10 protein-coding genes are annotated in these 17,562 nt (G+C 58.3%); 6 read left to right on the top strand and 4 right to left on the bottom strand.

The window, feature by feature from the left end; translation table 11 throughout:
• Nucleotides 1-86: 86 nt before the first annotated feature.
• Complete coding sequence (gene tkt / locus AC07V9_RS24540; RefSeq protein ID WP_495018227.1) at nucleotides 87-2,084, bottom strand: transketolase; 1,998 nt, start codon at nucleotides 2,082-2,084, stop codon at nucleotides 87-89.
• A gap of 259 nt (nucleotides 2,085-2,343) precedes the next feature.
• On the opposite strand from tkt, the gene AC07V9_RS24535 reads away from it, so the two are divergent.
• From AC07V9_RS24535 to AC07V9_RS24510, 6 genes are all read left to right on the top strand, one after another.
• Nucleotides 2,344-3,339 (top strand): ArsR/SmtB family transcription factor, encoded by a 996-nt coding sequence (locus AC07V9_RS24535; RefSeq protein ID WP_495018226.1) that lies wholly within the window; start codon nucleotides 2,344-2,346, stop codon nucleotides 3,337-3,339.
• 20 nt (nucleotides 3,340-3,359) lie between these two features.
• On the top strand, nucleotides 3,360-4,550 hold the full coding sequence (gene metK / locus AC07V9_RS24530; RefSeq protein WP_495018225.1) for a methionine adenosyltransferase: 1,191 nt from the start codon (nucleotides 3,360-3,362) through the stop codon (nucleotides 4,548-4,550).
• A gap of 589 nt (nucleotides 4,551-5,139) precedes the next feature.
• Nucleotides 5,140-5,445 (top strand): DUF6124 family protein, encoded by a 306-nt coding sequence (locus AC07V9_RS24525; protein ID WP_495018224.1) that lies wholly within the window; start codon nucleotides 5,140-5,142, stop codon nucleotides 5,443-5,445.
• A gap of 282 nt (nucleotides 5,446-5,727) precedes the next feature.
• Entirely contained in the window at nucleotides 5,728-13,050 is a 7,323-nt protein-coding gene (locus tag AC07V9_RS24520) for a Tc toxin subunit A-related protein (protein WP_495018223.1), read from the top strand.
• Between the two features lie 339 nt (nucleotides 13,051-13,389).
• Nucleotides 13,390-15,087, top strand: coding sequence for an NAD-dependent DNA ligase LigB (gene ligB, locus AC07V9_RS24515; RefSeq protein ID WP_495018222.1), 1,698 nt, complete (start codon nucleotides 13,390-13,392; stop codon nucleotides 15,085-15,087).
• A gap of 63 nt (nucleotides 15,088-15,150) precedes the next feature.
• Entirely contained in the window at nucleotides 15,151-15,555 is a 405-nt protein-coding gene (locus AC07V9_RS24510) for a DUF1090 domain-containing protein (protein WP_495018221.1), read from the top strand.
• Between the two features lie 83 nt (nucleotides 15,556-15,638).
• On the opposite strand, the gene AC07V9_RS24505 is transcribed toward AC07V9_RS24510, so the two are convergent.
• The 3 genes from AC07V9_RS24505 to AC07V9_RS24495 all read right to left on the bottom strand — a co-directional run bounded on the left by AC07V9_RS24505 (nucleotide 15,639) and on the right by AC07V9_RS24495 (nucleotide 17,422).
• Nucleotides 15,639-16,112, bottom strand: a complete 474-nt coding sequence (locus AC07V9_RS24505) for a c-type cytochrome (protein WP_495018220.1) — start codon at nucleotides 16,110-16,112, stop codon at nucleotides 15,639-15,641.
• A 69-nt stretch (nucleotides 16,113-16,181) separates the two neighbouring features.
• The gene (locus AC07V9_RS24500; RefSeq protein WP_495018219.1) at nucleotides 16,182-16,568 is read right to left on the bottom strand and encodes an MAPEG family protein; all 387 of its coding nucleotides are present in this window, start codon (nucleotides 16,566-16,568) and stop codon (nucleotides 16,182-16,184) included.
• A 14-nt stretch (nucleotides 16,569-16,582) separates the two neighbouring features.
• Nucleotides 16,583-17,422 carry an EamA family transporter gene (locus tag AC07V9_RS24495; RefSeq protein WP_495018218.1) on the bottom strand — a complete coding sequence of 280 codons (840 nt, stop codon included), beginning with the start codon at nucleotides 17,420-17,422 and terminating at the stop codon, nucleotides 16,583-16,585.
• Between the last annotated feature and the right edge of the window lie 140 nt (nucleotides 17,423-17,562).

The following is a 17,562-nucleotide window of genomic DNA, read 5'->3' as shown; positions in this document are numbered from 1 at the left end:
CGATTGCGGTGTGTCAGCGAAGTATCCGGTGACAGGCAGATCGCAATCGCGGGCAAGCGCGCTCCTACAGAGAGAGCGCAGGCTACTTAATCTTCCAGCAGCTCTTCAGCCGTGCTGATGATGTTCTCCAGCGTGAAGCCGAACTCTTCGAACAGCAGGTTGGCAGGGGCCGACTCACCGAAGGTGGTCATGCCGATCACGCGGCCTTCCAGACCGACGTACTTGTACCAGTAGTCAGCATGGGCAGCTTCGATGGCGATACGGGCGCTGACTTCCAGCGGCAGAACCGACTGCTTGTACAGAGCGTCCTGGCCTTCGAAAACGCTGGTGCACGGCATGGACACAACGCGCACGTTCTTGCCTTCAGCAGTCAGCTTGTCGAACGCCTGAACGGCCAGACCGACTTCGGAACCGGTGGCGATCAGGATCAGGTCAGGCTCACCGTTGCAGTCACGCAGCACGTAGCCACCACGGTTGATGTTCTCCAGCTGCAGGGCATCACGCGCCTGGTGAGGCAGGTTCTGACGGGAGAAGATCAGCGCCGACGGGCCGTCGTCACGCTCGATTGCGTGTTTCCAGGCCACGGCCGATTCCACGGCGTCGGCTGGACGCCAAGTGTCCAGGTTCGGCGTGGTGCGCAGGCTGGTCAGTTGCTCGATCGGCTGGTGAGTCGGGCCGTCTTCGCCCAGACCGATGGAGTCGTGGGTGAACACATAGATGACGCGCTTCTTCATCAGCGACGACATGCGCACCGCGTTGCGGGCGTATTCCATGAAGATCAGGAAGGTTGCGCCATATGGCACGAAACCGCCGTGCAGGGCGATACCGTTCATGATCGCGCCCATGCCGAACTCACGCACACCGTAGTGCAGGTAGTTGCCGCTGGCGTCTTCGCCGGTGATGGACTTGCAGCCTTTCCAGATGGTCAGGTTGGACCCGGCCAGGTCAGCCGAACCGCCGAGGAATTCAGGCAGCAGCGGGCCCAAGGCGCTCAGGGCGTTCTGGCTGGCTTTACGGCTGGCGATGGTTTCGCCCTTGGCGTTCACTTCAGCCACGTACGCAGCGGATTTTTCAGCAAAGTCGGCAGGCAGCTCGCCGCTCATGCGACGGATCAGCTCGTTGGCCTCGGTCGGGAACGCGGCGGAGTAAGCCGCGAAACGCTGGTCCCACTCGGCTTCGGCCGCCAGGCCTTTTTCCTTGGCGTTCCACTCTTTGTAGATGTCAGCCGGGATTTCGAACGGACCGTGGGTCCATTTCAGCGCAGCGCGGGTCAGGGCGATTTCGTCGTTGCCCAGTGGCGCGCCGTGGCACTCTTCCTTGCCTTGCTTGTTCGGCGAGCCGAAACCGATGGTGGTCTTGCAGCAGATCAGGGTCGGCTTGTCGCTCTTGTGAGCGGTGTCGATGGCGGTCTTGATTTCGTCGGCGTCATGGCCGTCGACATTGCGGATCACCAGCCAGCCGTACGACTCGAAGCGCTTCGGGGTGTCATCGGTAAACCAGCCTTCGACTTCGCCGTCGATGGAGATGCCGTTGTCATCGTAGAACGCAACCAGCTTGTTCAGACGCAGCGTACCGGCCAGCGAGGCGACTTCGTGGGAAATACCTTCCATCATGCAGCCATCACCCATGAACACGTAGGTGTGGTGGTCAACGATGTTGTGGCCTGGACGGTTGAACTGTGCAGCCAGCGTCTTCTCGGCGACAGCGAAACCGACGGCGTTGGCGAAACCCTGACCCAATGGGCCGGTGGTGGTTTCAACGCCTGGGGTGTAGCCGTATTCAGGGTGGCCCGGGGTGCGGCTGTGCAGTTGACGGAAGTTTTTCAGGTCATCGATGGACAGGTCGTAACCGGTCAGGTGCAGCAGCGAGTAGATCAGCATCGAGCCGTGGCCGTTGGACAGGATGAACCGGTCACGGTCGGCGAACAGCGGATTGGCCGGGTTATGTTTCAGATAATCGCGCCAAAGGACTTCAGCGATATCCGCCATGCCCATTGGGGCACCGGGGTGGCCGCTGTTGGCCTTTTGCACGGCATCCATGCTGAGTGCACGAATGGCATTGGCACGCTCACGACGGCTTGGCATCGCTGATCTCCTGGGGCAGAAAGAAGTGGGATCTGAAAAAGGCGGCCATTTTCCCTCAGGCACTGCTTCGGGGCAATGACAGATACAGGCTGATGCGCGATTTTCCTGCGTTGCGCAGGTTTTTTGCCTGCCCCTGAGGGCCTTTGGCGCGCAAACGGCTGAATCACGGTGGTCCACGGTCGCCGCCCATCAAGCAATATCAAAACTTTTTGATATTGGTCTTGCGGCTCGCGCAGTCGATAACTAGACTGCCTGCCTTATGAATATCAGCGCGCCCACTTTCAGTGTCGACCAAAGCGACGAACTGGCGGCCTTGTGCAAGGCCGGCGGCGACCCGTTGCGGCTGAATGTCTTGCGCGCGCTGTCCAACGACTCGTTCGGGGTGCTGGAGCTGGCGCAGATCTTCGCCATCGGCCAGTCGGGCATGAGCCACCATTTGAAGGTACTGGCCCAGGCCGATCTGGTAGCGACCCGGCGCGAGGGCAACGCAATTTTCTATCGCCGCGCCCTGCCTCACACCGAGCAGACCGGCGGCAAGCTGCACGCAGCCCTGCTTGAAGAGGTCGACGGCCTGACGCTGCCTGACGACGTACAGGCCCGTATCGGCCTGGTGCATCGTCAACGCGCCAACGCCAGTCAGGACTTTTTCGCACGCACTGCAGAGAAATTTCGGGCTCAGCAGGACCTGATCGCAGGACTGGCCCAATACCGCGACAGCCTCTTGTCGCTGCTGGACAAACTGAGCTTCGATGCCGACGCCACTGCGGTGGAAGTCGGCCCCGGCGACGGCGGCTTTCTGCCCGATCTGGCGCAGCGTTTCCGGCATGTCACGGGGCTGGACAACAGCCCGGCCATGCTCGATCTGGCACGCAGCATCTGTGAGCACAAAGCACTGGGCAACGTGGAGCTGATACTGGCCGATGCGTTGACAGAGGCTAATGTCACCGCCAACTGCGTCGTCCTGAATATGGTGCTTCATCATTTCGCAGCGCCAGCCGAAGCAATGAAACAACTCGCCAACCTGTTGCAGCCGGGCGGCAGCCTCCTGGTGACAGAGTTGTGCAGCCACGACCAGAGCTGGGCCAGGGAGGCCTGTGGCGATCTTTGGCTGGGGTTCGAACAGGAAGACCTGGCCCGTTGGGCCATCGCTGCGGGGCTGGTCCCCGGAGAAAGTCTGTATGTAGGTTTACGTAATGGTTTCCAGATCCAGGTTCGCCATTTTCAGCGGCCGGCTGGCAACACTCACCATCGGTAACACTCAGGAAAATCGTCGAGATGAGCGAATACTCCCTTTTCACCTCCGAGTCCGTGTCCGAAGGGCATCCGGACAAAATCGCCGACCAGATCTCCGATGCGGTGCTGGACGCCATCATTGCTCAGGACAAACACGCGCGCGTCGCGGTTGAAACCCTGGTCAAGACCGGTGTTGCCATCGTCGCGGGCGAAGTCACCACCAGCGCCTGGGTCGACCTGGAACAGATCGTTCGTGACGTGATCAGCGACATTGGCTACACCAGCTCCGACGTCGGCTTCGACGGCGCGACCTGCGGTGTGATGAACATCATTGGCAAACAGTCCCCTGACATCAACCAGGGTGTGGACCGCGCCAAGCCTGAAGATCAGGGCGCTGGCGACCAGGGCCTGATGTTCGGCTATGCCAGCAACGAAACCGCAGAGCTGATGCCTGCGCCAATCGCCTTCTCGCACCAACTGGTCAAGCGCCAGGCTGAAGCGCGTAAATCCGGCCTGCTGCCCTGGCTGCGTCCGGACGCCAAATCCCAGGTCACCTGCCGCTACGAAAACGGCATCGTGGTGGGTATCGACGCGATCGTGCTGTCGACCCAACACAACCCGGAAGTCTCCTACGCCGACCTGCGTGAAGGCGTGATGGAACTGATCGTCAAGAACGTGCTGCCCGCCAACCTGCTGCACAAAGACACCCAGTTCCACATCAACCCGACCGGCCAATTCATCATTGGTGGCCCGGTGGGCGACTGCGGCCTGACCGGTCGCAAGATCATCGTCGACAGCTACGGCGGCATGGCCCGTCACGGCGGCGGCGCGTTCTCCGGCAAAGACCCGTCCAAGGTTGACCGCTCGGCAGCCTACGCGGGTCGTTACGTCGCCAAGAACATCGTCGCTGCCGGCCTGGCCGAACGCTGTGAGATTCAGGTGTCCTACGCCATCGGCGTCGCACAGCCTACGTCGATCTCGCTGAACACCTTCGGCACCGGCAAGATCAGCGATGAGAAAATCATCAAGCTGGTCCGCGAGCACTTCGACCTGCGCCCTTACGCAATCACCAAGATGCTCGACCTGCTGCACCCGATGTACCAGGAAACCGCAGCCTACGGCCACTTCGGTCGCACGCCGCAAACCAAGACCGTGGGCGAAGACACCTTCACCACGTTCACCTGGGAAAAAACCGACCGCGCCGACGCCCTGCGCGCTGCTGCCGGTCTGTAATACGCGTTAGCTGTACAGCGCGTCAGGAAAAGCCTCTGGCGATGTGAGTCGTCAGGGGCTTTTTTCATTCTGTTGAGACATCAGCCGGTATCAAATAAACGCGTCAACACCGCAAAGCACCTGTGGGAGCGAATTCATTCGCGATACGGTTTTGCACTCGACGAAGATGTGTCGGATGTACCGGCGTCTCGCGAATGAATTCGCTCCCACAGGTCTGGATTGCATTCTTTAAAGGAGTCAATCGTCGCAACTGCCGACACATTCCCCCACAAAACAAACCAGATCCTGTAGGACGCTTCTGAAATTACTCGCTATCCTCCCCGGCGCGTTGCGGCTGCGTGGTTGACGGCATAGGCTCCGGTCCGTCGCTGATTCTCAGCGACCGGTTTTGACAGGCCGATCAACAACTCTGAAACGTAACGCCCCGTGCTCCATCAGATCTGGATCTGTTGGTGTGCTATGGCGGCTGTACGCGGGGCACCTTCGGGTGCGCCAGTTTTGGGGTGTTGCTGGTCTGTCAACCCTCGTACAGCCGCCACCTTTCTGATTGACAGCAGAGGGTGTCGGCTCTGACCGAAAAGGAACCCCCATGATCAGATCCACGCCACACCCACCCGAAATCCCTGTCACCAAATCCATCCCCTTCGGCGTCAACTTCGGCAATCGCAGCCTGTTCAGCGTCCAGCCCGGCATCAACGTCGAAGACGCGCTGGTCCTCGTCTCCGAATACCTCAACTGCGCCGCAGCCACCGCCTACGAATCAGCCGACAACGCCTCCAGCGAATTCCGCCCTCTGGCCCGCTCCGTCGTGCATCAGATCGAAGCGGCAAAAGCGTTGGTGGAAGCCTCCATCGCAGGCCTGAGCGATATCCTGCGAGATCCGCAAAAAGCCTGAATCGGCTGCTGAAGCAGCACGGCTTGCCGGCGGGTGCGATCTCACGCACGCCGCCCGCTGGCCGGACTGCAACGGGTTAGCGTCACGATCAAAACCTGACCGGATATAGCGATTGGCAATCGCCCCTATCGCGAACTCAACTAGCCTGCGCGCTTCAAGCCCTACCCCCCGCTGCTAGTCTTTTATGCGAGACCCAGCACACCGCTTATCCACCGAGCGCTATGCCTGCCTGGCCGTTCATGGATAACGCCTTCTCGCCCGAATGCAAAGGACAGCATCGTCATGACCACTACGAACACGCCCGCCGTCGCACCTGAAGCCGCCACCTACGCCAAACTGTTTCCAGAACAAATCGCCGACCGCTGCGGCCCCGACGCCCTGGAATCCAACAGCGGCCCCATTGCCTATCTGCACGCGCTCTACCAACAGGCGCTGGCACTGGAAGCCACAAGCACATCGAACAAACGCTTCACCCTCGCCAATCGTCGCCCGGACATCGGTGAACTGTTGCTGGATGAAGCAGGGCTGGAAACCAGGGTCGCGCCCCTGACGCTGGCGATCAACGCCCTGACCCGCCAGGCCAGGACCCACATTGGCGAAGGCAAAAGCCTGACCGAGGTCATCAGTGAATCAACGCAGCGCGCCGGGCTGCCGTTTCATTACCCGCTCGAGCAGATTCAAGCTGTGCTCAAACACAAGAAAATTCCGCTGTTCGACTTGCTGCAACAAGCGGAATACAGCTACCCCAACTTCTGCTACGGCAACTTGCGCACTGAAGAACTTCGGCAAGTCATGCGCACTTCCACCGGCTTCAGCCCGGCGCTGCAAAACCTGCTGCTCGATAACAGCGCCGCAAGTACCGCAGGGTTTCTGAGCAAACGCTTCGGTGTTTCCGGCACCGATGCTAAGGTCTTGGAACAGCTGAGCAACGTCGAATTCTTCTGTCTGAAAACCGGCCTGACACCCGAAGAGGTGCAGGACATGTTGGCCATCGAAGGCGTGGACGACAACGCGGCCAAAGGCTTCACCAGCGTCAGATGTTCAAGCGCCTACCAGCCCTCGGGCACCAAGACAGTGGATGGCAGCGTCTATGGCGCGTCGTTCATCAACAACGGCATGGCCGCAGTGTCATTGGAAGACACATTCGCTGAGTCCGGCATCACGCTTGGCATCAAGGACGCCACGGCGGCGCACTTTGGCCGCATGAATCAGATCATCCACTTGCGCCACGCCCTGAAACTGTCTTTCGCCGAAACCGACCTGCTGGTGATGGCCGCGCTGCGAGCCGAAGGGCAAACCGAGGATTTTCACCTCACGGCCAACACCCTGCGTGCCATCGGCGTGTTCCGTTACCTCAATGAGGTGCATCAAGTCACCGCCGAACAGTTCGCAGCCCTGATCCACGAGGTCTCGCCCTACGCCGTTTCGGGCAAGGTGCCGCTGCTCGATCGTGTGCTCGATGGCCCCGGTGCGGGCGCGTTGGCGAAGACCGAAGCCGGGCTTGTCATTGACGACCGCGAGTTCGAACTGGCGGGCACCGCTGATGAACAGGGTAGAAGCCCGTCCAATACGATCATCGGTCATTTGAGCAGCGCCATGGGCACCACCGAGCGCCTCACTCGGCGCTATGTGGCTCAGGCCACCAAAGCACTGGGACAGGAAAAATCCAGCTTTTCACTGCCGCTGATCTCCGCGCTTTACCGCCTCAATCGCCTGCCGCGCTTGCTGGATCTGAGCGCGAATGAAGGCGCCGACCTGATCGCACTGGTGGCGCTCGACAACCCGCAGGTGCAGAGCATCGTCGCGGGCAAGGGGCGGATCAGCGACGACCCGGACCAGGCCGACACCCTCGACGTGCTGATTGCCCTCAGCAACGTCCGGCAATGGCTGAAACGCAACAACCTTTCCCCTTCCGCCGTCCTTGCTGTGCTGACTGTGCCTGAACAAACAAATGCTGACCTGCAGATGATTGAAAAAACGCGCGAGAACCTGCGTGAGGACAAGCCGTTCGACGTGGCAGGCGCCTGCCTGACTGAAGACCAGATCGAGAACGTGCTGCCAGCCGGCGACGCCCCTGCAACGGGCACCTGGCTGGCGTTGCTCAAGGACTACGTGTCGGAGCAGGGGCTTATCAACGCCGACCTGCCTGCGGAGGGCGATATCACCACAGCGTTGAAAACGCTGCTGGCAGACAAGCTAGAAGCCGCCAATGCAGACACAGACACAATCGCGCAAAGCCTTGCATCAGCCCTCACCAACGCCCGAATCGCACAGGAAGACCTGACCAAAGGGATTTTCGGCAAAGCATTCGGCGAGCTGCTGGGCAATGCCGCGACAGCCTCAGCTTATGCCCTGCCGCTACTGAAATGGATCGGCAAACGTCCTGATGATTTGCTCGCGGATTATCAGGCGTCTGGCGCTGTCAACACGCAGACCTTTGAATTGTGGAGAGACATGACGCGCTATGCGCTCGCGATTCGGCTGACGGGGTTGAGCCCTGCGGGGCTTGAAGCGCTGATCAGCCATCCGCAGCGATTTGCCCTCGAAGAAAACACCCGACCCAAATCGGATATAAATACAGAAAATACCAGTCCCGCAACTACACTGTCCATCGACCTGATGTACCAGTTGATGCGCTATCGCGACTGGGTCGGTATATGCCGTGAAAATAAATTTGAAGAAGATAAGGCACTCACCTACCTGACCGGATTGCGTCCCAGCCAAAAAACCGAAGACGCGGACGCGGCGGCCGCACAACTCGGCCGGTTGATCGGCTGGAGCACCAGCGAAACGTTACTTGCAACGCCCTACGTCACTCAAACAATCCGTATTAAAAAGCCGACAGAAAAAGGCTCTTTGGAAGACTTCATGGAGTTGCTGGACTCCGACGAACGCCACTATCACAACTATTGTGATAAAAACGTGGATATGAAAGGCCTCGGCGTCCTCATTTATAAATTCAACAAATCCAGCACCAGTTATCCGAACGCCAACAGTGCTTATACTAAGTTTGTAAAATTCCTCAAAGACAATCCCGGCCCGCTCAAAGTTGAAGCCAAGGACTACCTGCCCGAGACCCAGCCGGCAACATGGAAACTTCTGACTACTAACTGCAGAGCCAATCAGCCACTACTGGAGCTGCAGAAGTACGAGGCAACCGAAGAAGTGGCTGAACAGATCCTCGACGCTTATTCAACCGTAACCGATGTGGACTTTGCACTGCGGCTACAGAGCCTGAGCAAATGTACAAGCCTCTCATGCCAGTCTTTGCTCGACTTCGCCTGGTTGAACGAAGAGTCCAGCCTTTCGGAATTCCAGACTGTCGCTCAGGTGCTGGTGGGGGCTTGCTCGGACGAAGCACGTGAGGCAATCGAACCTGATCTAAACGCTAAATGGCGCGACGCACTGGCCGATTACCTGCTCGGTTATTGGGCGCCGGCGGATACGAGTCGCCAGGCTGAACTGAAAACGGTCGACGATCTTTCCAGTTACTTCCTGACCGATATCGGCCCTACGTGGGAGGCGATGCAAACAACGCCCATCACTCAGGCCATCTCCAGCCTGCAGCATTATTTGTTCCGCCTGTTCTCACACCTTGAACCCGGCTACGAAGCAGCAAAAATGCCCGAGCACGCCAACAGCGCCTGGGAGCAATACCTGAGCCAATACGGCAGTTGGAAAGTCTGGAAAGCGCAGTTCAACCACCCGGAAAACCTCATCTACTACGCCAACCGCCCCAAAAAGAGCAAAGCGTTTGAAGAGCTTGAGGTTGAAGTCAATCAGGGCAAACTGGACACCGACATTCTGCAGGCCGCGATTTGTAATTACCTGACCAAGTTTGAAAGGCTCAGCAACCTGCAAATCGTCAGCGGTTATCTGGATGGCCGCGACCCCAAGAACGATACCTATTACCTGGTAGGTAAAACCAACTCAACCCCGACCGAATATTACTGGCGTTCGGTGGATATGGGGTTGCGCGATGACCAGCAGCGGCTGAGCCCTCTGGCGTGGAGCGAGTGGCAGAAGATTGGATTGACAACCACCGGAAAGATCGTGCAGAACCGCCATGAAGCCCACGACTATGATGCTGTTCGTCTCGTGGTGATCTCAGGTCGTCTTTATGTCTTTTGGGTCGAGCGGGGTACCACCGGCCTCCCCAGTACCGAGCCCAGCATAAAAGACCCCACGCCCTACAAAAAGATATCGGTTCATTACGCTTATCTACAGAGCGATGGCTTCTGGAGTACAGCGAATGAACTGATGGCACTGGACGGTTATAAGGACGGGAAGTTGCCGACAAACAATTCAAAACCCGTTAAAGATAAAGACAATAACTTTTTGAAAACCGAAGCATGGATTCCAGGCCTTATTGTATTCGTGAACACGGAGGGCGATCGGGAACACGATCCGTGGCTAACGACGATACTTTACGATTCCAATCTTAAGCCCGACGACGCTCATGTATTCGAACAAGATTACTATATCGAAATGCGCGACTTGCTCCTGATCGAGAAAAAATCATTCTCCGCTACTGAGGTCGGAACATTTTTCGATTTAAATCATCGTTCCTATAAGGATGTTCGAAGCGTTCAGCACGTCCATCAAGGAACAGCCCCTGTGGCCAGCAAGGAAATTCGGAACACGAATAAATTGGAGCACATATTCCCGGGCGCTAGGGAGGGATTCCAAGGCGGTCTAGCCACCTCTCTTAAGGCAACAGCATTGGACAATGTACGTAAACTAGTACACCTAGAATTAAGCCTTGGACCTATGTCCACCGCGAACGACGAGCCAAAAATATCGCTGAGAAATCCTCGCGCTGAGTGCACTGCGGCAATTGCAACAATAAATGGCATCACGACCACGCAGAACTTTGCAGGCCGTATCACAACTTTAGAAAATGGAAAGTACACATTCAAAGCCGACTACAGAGGCGCTGGTATCTATAAATTCACGTTCATGGTTTGGGTACAGATCGGCTTAGCGGCCAATCACTTACGACATCGAGCTTATTATACGACCTGGACGATAGACCACGAAGTCAAAATTTCACTGGGAGACGTTAACGAAACATGGAATATTCTTATAAAACGAAACAGCGAGCAGGCACACTACTTGGACTTAACTTCAGTAGAGGATGACGATCCAAAGTTCCCATCAAATAGCGTCCGCCTGAACACTCTCTTTGGCAAACAACTCGTCGCCCGGGCGAGCCAGAGTACCAAACAGGCCCTCGACTGGGACGCGCAGTTAATCAAGGAACCTACCATTGACGATGCCCACCCAAACCCGAAAGTGGACTTTCACGGCGCCAACGGTCTGTATTTCCGCGAGTTGTTCCTGCATCTGCCTGATCTGATTGCCACGCGCCTCACCGAACAGCAGCAATTCGAAGACGCCGAGGGGTGGTATCTGCGATTCCTGTTTGACCTTTATCGAGCCACGAGTGAAGACGACGGGCGTCCTGCCTACTGGAATACTCGCCCACTGGCGGAGGTCGGGACCGGCAAGTCGGAACTGAGCAAGGCCGTCGACCCCACCGCCCGTGCGTTCATACTTTCGCGCTTCTATCGGCAATCGGTATTTTTGGGCCTCGTGGAAAACTGGCAGCTGCAGGGTGATCACTATTACCGGCAGCTCACATTAAGCAGCCTTAATCATGCATGGTTGTGCTATCAGCAAGCGCTGAAACTGATCGGGCCGCTGCCAGAACGTACGGCCGTGTCGCGCTGGACACCCGTGGCGTTGTCCGACGTCAATGAGGAAAGCTTTCGCACTCCCATCAATCAACGGGTGATCGAAGCGCGGCAGACCCTCGAACGTCGTCTGTATAACCTGCGCCACGGACTGACGCTGGACGGCAAGGCGTTGCCCGACATCGGCTGGGGCGCCGAGGGGGGTGATCCTTTCGAATCTGCCAGGGGCGGCCTGAGTATTCTTCCGAACACATACAACAGTGACCGGGTTGTCATCCCGGCCTATCGCTTTCGTGAACTGCTGCCCGCTGCTCGGTCGGCTGTCCAGCAGTTGCTGGACTTTGGGCGCCATTACATGAAGCTGATGGAAGATGAGTTCAATACCTCGCTTTCCGTTTTGCTGAAATCGCAAGAGATCAGAATTTCCGATTTCACTTTGCGTCTTCAAAAAGAAGACATGAACGCTGTCATTGCCAAGAAACGCGGTCTGGACCTGAGCAGAGAAGCTGCAACGTACCGAAAAGATTTCTATGTGGGACTTCTGGAAAACGGACGTAATTCCCTTGAGGAAGCCGCCGCCGCACTCATGTGGACCGCAAGCTACTTGGATTTGGCAGCGGCGCCTCTTTCGGTGGCAGAAGGGATCACCAAATCAACGGTGCCAAGTATTTTCGGCTTCGCAATGGGGGGTAACGATGTGGCAGCCCCAACGCATGCGGCCAAAGAAATCATTGAATGCACGGCGACATCCATGAACTTCATAGCGGGCCAGCTGTTGCGAGAGTCGGATTACGAGCGCCGTGCGACAGGTTGGAACTTCGAGATGCGTCAGGCCGAGTGGGACATCAAACTCATCGATCAACAAATCGCCGAGACCAACAGCGAGTTGAACGCTGCCATTATCAGCTTGGAGGCGGCTCAACAAGAACGGATTAACCTGAACGAGGCCTATGTCGCCATGACCACCGGTTTTACCATCATTCCGATCTACAACTGGCTCGTGGCACGCCAGGAACTGATCTATGGCAAAGCCTACGACGCCGTTCTGTCCCTGTGCCTGAGCCTGGAAGCCGCCTGGCGCTACGAGATCGGCGATTACAAACGCCACGCTTTCATCAAGACCAGCGCGTGGAGTGATACCTATAAAGGGATGCTCGCCGGCGAGTCGCTGCTGGTCGATCTTCTGGAAATGGAAAACGCCTTTTTGCTGGCCAACGAACGTCGCCTGACCATCCGTAAAACGTTTAGCCTGAAAACGGTGATGACTGGTCGCCCCCTGGCGGACGCCCAAGGGTCAAACACCGACCCTTGGCTGAACGCGGTGCAGACCCTGTCTCGAGGCGAGCCGCTGTTGTTCGACTTCAAGGCTGCGGATTTCGACCGCAATTACCCCGGCCACTATTTGCGTCAGCTGCGCTACGTGACGGTGTCGTTTGTGATGGAGGACGGCGTCAGCGCCAGCGGTCTGTGCGCCATCCTCACCCAGACCGGTAGCACCACGTTGGTGGATGCCGACAAAGCAGGCGCCGATTACTTGTACAACCCCACCGAAACGCCGCCTGCGAGCATTAAACGCAACCTGCGAGCAAAACAGGCGATCGCGTTATCGTCTGCGACAGGCGAAGACGGCTTGGGCTACAACCCCGGCGAGTCGGTGCATGAATTGTCGTTGCACGACGGGCGCTACTTGCCATTCGAAGGCACGGGGGCAATCTCGCAGTGGGAGTTGAAGATCCCCGATGCCGAATTTGCCAGGACCTTGGTCAAGGCGTCGCCCGCCAAATCGAACATCAAGGACATTCAAATCAATCTGGTATACACCGCTCGCTCGGACGAGCGCCTGACGACGGACATCGAGAAAATCAGAAAGGCCGTAGCCGAAAGAACCACAACGGCTGCAACTCAATAGCTAGGTGTCAGGAAAGCGAGAAGCGACAGAGCGGTGGCGGGTCATGAACGCCATCGCTCTCTCTTTATCGGCCGCCATTAGGCCCGCCGAGCCATCCACTAAATCCAGGCCGTCCCGCCAACGTCTTCGCCCACGCGCGATAGAACAGCGATTGTCTTTGTCAGGCGCGGGTTGAAACATCATTTTGCACTTGCACCGAACCGGCTCAAGGGACAGCTATGGCGCGAAACAGGCCCCGGCTGTACTGCCTGCGGAAAAATCCGGTAACGCCAAGTCAAAGGAAGATCAGCGCCTATCGCTCTAGCCTTGCAGGCCTCATTTCCCGGCAAGGATGCTTCGATGCTGCTCTCTTCTCGCGCTGTCGCTGGTGTACTGGCTGTGCTCTGTTTCACGTTCGGTTTCAACTTCGCCCATGCCAACAACTGCCCGGACTGGTCGCCAGTCAAGGCCAGGAGCGAGATTCTGGCCCTGCAGGACCAGATCGCGGTCTGGGACGACAGCTATCACCGCCAGGGGATTTCATTGGTCGTCGATGAGCTGTACGACCAATCCGTGCAGCGGCTGTCGCAGCTTCGATCATGCTTTGTCGCCACGCCCTCTTCAGAACCCAGTCCCCTCAAAACAGCCGCCGGCAGCCATGCCCATCCCGTGCCGCATACCGGATTGATCAAGCTGCGGGACGAGCCAGCGGTGAGCGCCTGGCTGCGAGGCAAGGAAGATCTGTGGATTCAGCCGAAAGTAGATGGCGTCGCGGTGACCCTCGTCTACGACAACGGCGCGCTAGTGAAGGCGATCAGCCGGGGCGACGGGCTCAAGGGCCAGGATTGGACGGCTCACGCGCGGCTGATCGAAGCTATTCCTGCGCAGGTGCCGTGGCAGGAACCGCTGGTGCTCCAGGGCGAACTCTATTGGCGGCTCACGGACCATGTGCAGTCAAAATCCGGGAGCCTGAATGCGCGCAGCAAGGTCGCGGGGCTTCTGGCGCGCAACAGCATCAGTCAGGCCGAAGCTGCGCAGGTGGGCCTGTTCGTCTGGGACTGGCCAGACGGCCCCCAAGGCATGCGTCAGCGGCTGGCGGGGCTACGAGCGCTGGGGTTCGAGGACAGCCTGCGCTTCAGCGAGCCGTTCGAGACCATCATGCAGGCGAAGAAATGGCGCGAATACTGGTACACCCATCCGCTGCCCTTCGCCACCGACGGCGTGGTGATGAAGCAGGGCGAACGGCCGTCTGCGCAGCGCTGGCAGGCGAAGGCCCCTTATTGGCTGGCGGCGTGGAAATACCCGTTCGCTCAGGTGCTGGGCGAGGTGCGCAAAGTGCATTTCAATGTCGGTCGCAGCGGCAAGATCACGCCGGTACTGGACATCGAACCGGTACAGCTGGATGACCGAAAGGTGACGCGGGTCAGTGTCGGCTCGCTCAAACGCTGGCAGGCTATGGACATTCGCCCTGGCGATCAGGTCGGGATCAGCCTGGCGGGTTTGACCATTCCAAAGCTGGAAGGCGTGGTGAGCCGCAGCGTCGAACGAGTGGCCTTGAACGTCCCGAACGCAGCGGATTACCACCCACTCAGTTGCTGGCAACCGGTTCAAGGGTGCGAAGGCCAGTTTCGCGAGCGCCTGAAATGGCTGAGCGGCAAGAAGGGCCTGGCCATGAACGGCGTAGGACCTGGCACTTGGGACAAGTTGATCAAAGCGGGCGCCATCAACGGATTGCTCGACTGGATGCTCCTTGATCGTGCACAACTTGCGAACATTCCCGGGCTTGGTGAGCGAAGCAGCGCTAAACTGCTCGATAGTTTTCAAGGCGCGCGCGAACAAAACTTCGAAACCTGGCTCAAAGCCCTCGGTTTACCGCCCGTGGCGGACGCGAATCTCGGCGATTCCTGGGATGTTTTGTCGGCACGTAGCATTGACCAGTGGCGTGCCGAGCCCGGAATTGGCCCGGGTCGTGCGAAGCAGTTACAGGCCTTTTTCAATGACCCGCACGTGCAAGCGCTGAGCACGCAGTTGCGCGAGCAGGGTATTCAAGGTTTTTAGTCATTTTTTCTGCCCGGACGTGGGATCGACGAACGTCCAGGCTTGTGTATTGAAGGAGTATTCATGAAACGCATTTCATCACTGGCAATGGTTGTGGCCTGTGGGCTTCTGGCGGCCCCTGTTTTCGCGGCAGAACCGTTTTGCGAGGCCAAGCAGGCCGATATCCGCACCCAGATCGAACAGGCCAAGGCCGCTGGTAACAGCGAGCAGCAAGCAGGGCTGGAAAAAGCCCTGAGCGAAAACACCGCGCACTGCACCGACAAGGGCCTGCTTAAAGAGCAGGAAAGGAAAATGCTGGACGCCAAGCAGGAAGTCAGCAAGCGTCAGGCAGACCTGGACAAAGCCATGAAAAAGGGCGACCCGGACAAGATCGAAAAGCGCAAGAACAAGCTGGCTGAATCGCGCAAGGAGCTGCAGGACGAACTGCAGAAGCTGGAAAAACTGCACCCTGACGAAGATGACGAATAAAAGCATCCCCCAGCTTCAGGCCACAAGCTGCGAGCGCGGCGCACTGATCGGCTCAATTACGGCTTGAAGCCTGAAGCTGATGTTCAATGATCCCGAAACTCCTTGTGACACGCATCACAGGCATCTTCGACGTTATTCATTGGCGGGATCATGTTGGCAGGAGTCAGCTGCAGCGCTTTAGTGGCAACCACCAGTTCACCGGTCCGGGCCTCCAGCGCCTGGGCCAGCTCCTGAAAACGGGCCTGACGCTGCCAGACTGCATCCTTCGCACTGGTGTGCTCTGACTCTTTCACCGGTGGGAAATGTTTCCAGGGCTCGTGAGAGAGCGCATCGAGCTTCACCGCGCCTTCCGCGAATCTGGCCCCGTCGAACGGCAGGCGCCCGCGCAACATGCCGCCAGTGTCTTCGCTGGTCTTGAGCATCTGCTTGAAGATCGCCTTGCGCTGCCCCAGCGGCGAGTCCGGGTCGACACCTCCGCAGGCGCTCAAACTCAAGGCTGCGACCAACAACAGGCCCGTCAACGGCCACTTCCTCAACGCTACGCTCTTCGACTTCATGGCGGCTCGGCACTGGAAAACGGCGGACAGTATCTGCGCGCGCACTTAAAAAACCAAGATGGCTTGCGCTCAGACAGAGACGCCAAACAGCGCCACCACCAGCGCCAAACCGATGAACCACACCAGCGAGCGCAAGGCAGCCAGATCGGCCAGATAGAAGATGATGTACAGCAAGCGGCTGGTCACGAACAACACGGCCAGCACGTCGATGGTGACCAGCTGAGCGACCCCGGCGATGTGGGCGATGATCACGCCAGCGGCAAAGCCGGGGATCGCTTCAAAGCTGTTCTGCTGCGCGGCATGGGCGCGACGAGGCAAGCCTTCGAGCTGATCGAGGAAGTCCCGAGGGTTGTGGTTTTGCCGGGCACTGAACTTGCCGCTGCTGAACTTGGCAATCGAAGTACACACCAGCGGCAACAGAATCACGATCAACACGCACCAGAAGGCAACGGTCATTTACATCATCCTTTTCAAAATGTGAGCTTCATCAGAAGCATTCCCAGCAGAACCAAGCCACAGGCTAAGAGCCGTGGCTGGCCAAAAGGTTCTTTCAAGTAACGCATACCGAACAACACCACCAGCACCACGCTGACCTCCCGCAGCGCCGCGGCTTCCGCCACCGAGCCCAATTGCATCGCCCACAGCACCAGCGCATAGCTGGCCAGCACGCAAAAGCCCACGCTCAGCCCCAGCTTCCACTGCTTACGCCAGAACAGCGTGAACGCAGGGCGTTTGCTCACCATCGCCAGCAGCGGGAACGGCCAGGCGCTGATGAACGTCAGCCACACCAGATAATCCAGCGGCGCGACGCCTCGCTTGAGCGCCTGCCCGTCGATGAAGGTGTAACAGCCGATGCACAGGCCGATCATCCCGACCACCGGCAGCATCGACCAAGGCAAACGATCGCCACCCCCGCCTTGCCAGAGTAGACAGACCATCCCGCAGGGGATAAGCAAAATGCCGAGGATCTGCTGGGTCGTCAGGTGCTCTCCGGCAAAAATGAGCGTCAGCGCCAGCACCACCAGCGGCGAGAGGCCGCGCATTAACGGATACACGAGGCCAAGGTCACCCACTCGATAGGCCTTGATCAGCAGCACGCGATAAAGCAGTTCGAACAGCGCCGAGGCGATCAGCCACGGCCAGATGGACAGCGGCGGTGGCGACACGAAGGCCAACGCGAGAACGGCGAGCAGAAAGGCCACGACATCCATACTGGCGATGACCAGCAAGCGTTCGCCGCTGAATTTGATGAGGGTGTTCCAGGTGGCATGCAGCACCGCCGCAAGCAGGACCAACGTTGTCGCCAGCACACGCACTCCTTGGTCGTCCGGATTAGGGCTGCGGACGATTTTTCTTCCTGTCGACCAGGGCGCTGGTGACTGCCAAAGCCCCGTGGACGCTGAGGATAAAGGATTCGCGCCAGCGAGAGACACTGTGATGGGCGCTTGAT

It is taken from the genome of Pseudomonas sp. GW821-FHT02A11 (assembly GCF_059421985.1).
The sequence above is the reverse complement of the archived record's forward strand: the minus strand, read 5'-3'. Positions and strand labels throughout refer to the sequence as shown.

Bases quoted from the DNA above. Each gene is read 5' to 3' on its own strand.
- tkt (WP_495018227.1), bottom strand. From the start codon at position 2,084: ATGCCAAGCCGTCGTGAGCGTGCCAATGCCATTCGTGCACTCAGCATG.
- AC07V9_RS24535 (WP_495018226.1), top strand. From the start codon at position 2,344: ATGAATATCAGCGCGCCCACTTTCAGTGTCGACCAAAGCGACGAACTG.
- metK (WP_495018225.1), top strand. From the start codon at position 3,360: ATGAGCGAATACTCCCTTTTCACCTCCGAGTCCGTGTCCGAAGGGCAT.
- AC07V9_RS24525 (WP_495018224.1), top strand. From the start codon at position 5,140: ATGATCAGATCCACGCCACACCCACCCGAAATCCCTGTCACCAAATCC.
- AC07V9_RS24520 (WP_495018223.1), top strand. From the start codon at position 5,728: ATGACCACTACGAACACGCCCGCCGTCGCACCTGAAGCCGCCACCTAC.
- ligB (WP_495018222.1), top strand. From the start codon at position 13,390: ATGCTGCTCTCTTCTCGCGCTGTCGCTGGTGTACTGGCTGTGCTCTGT.
- AC07V9_RS24510 (WP_495018221.1), top strand. From the start codon at position 15,151: ATGAAACGCATTTCATCACTGGCAATGGTTGTGGCCTGTGGGCTTCTG.
- AC07V9_RS24505 (WP_495018220.1), bottom strand. From the start codon at position 16,112: ATGAAGTCGAAGAGCGTAGCGTTGAGGAAGTGGCCGTTGACGGGCCTG.
- AC07V9_RS24500 (WP_495018219.1), bottom strand. From the start codon at position 16,568: ATGACCGTTGCCTTCTGGTGCGTGTTGATCGTGATTCTGTTGCCGCTG.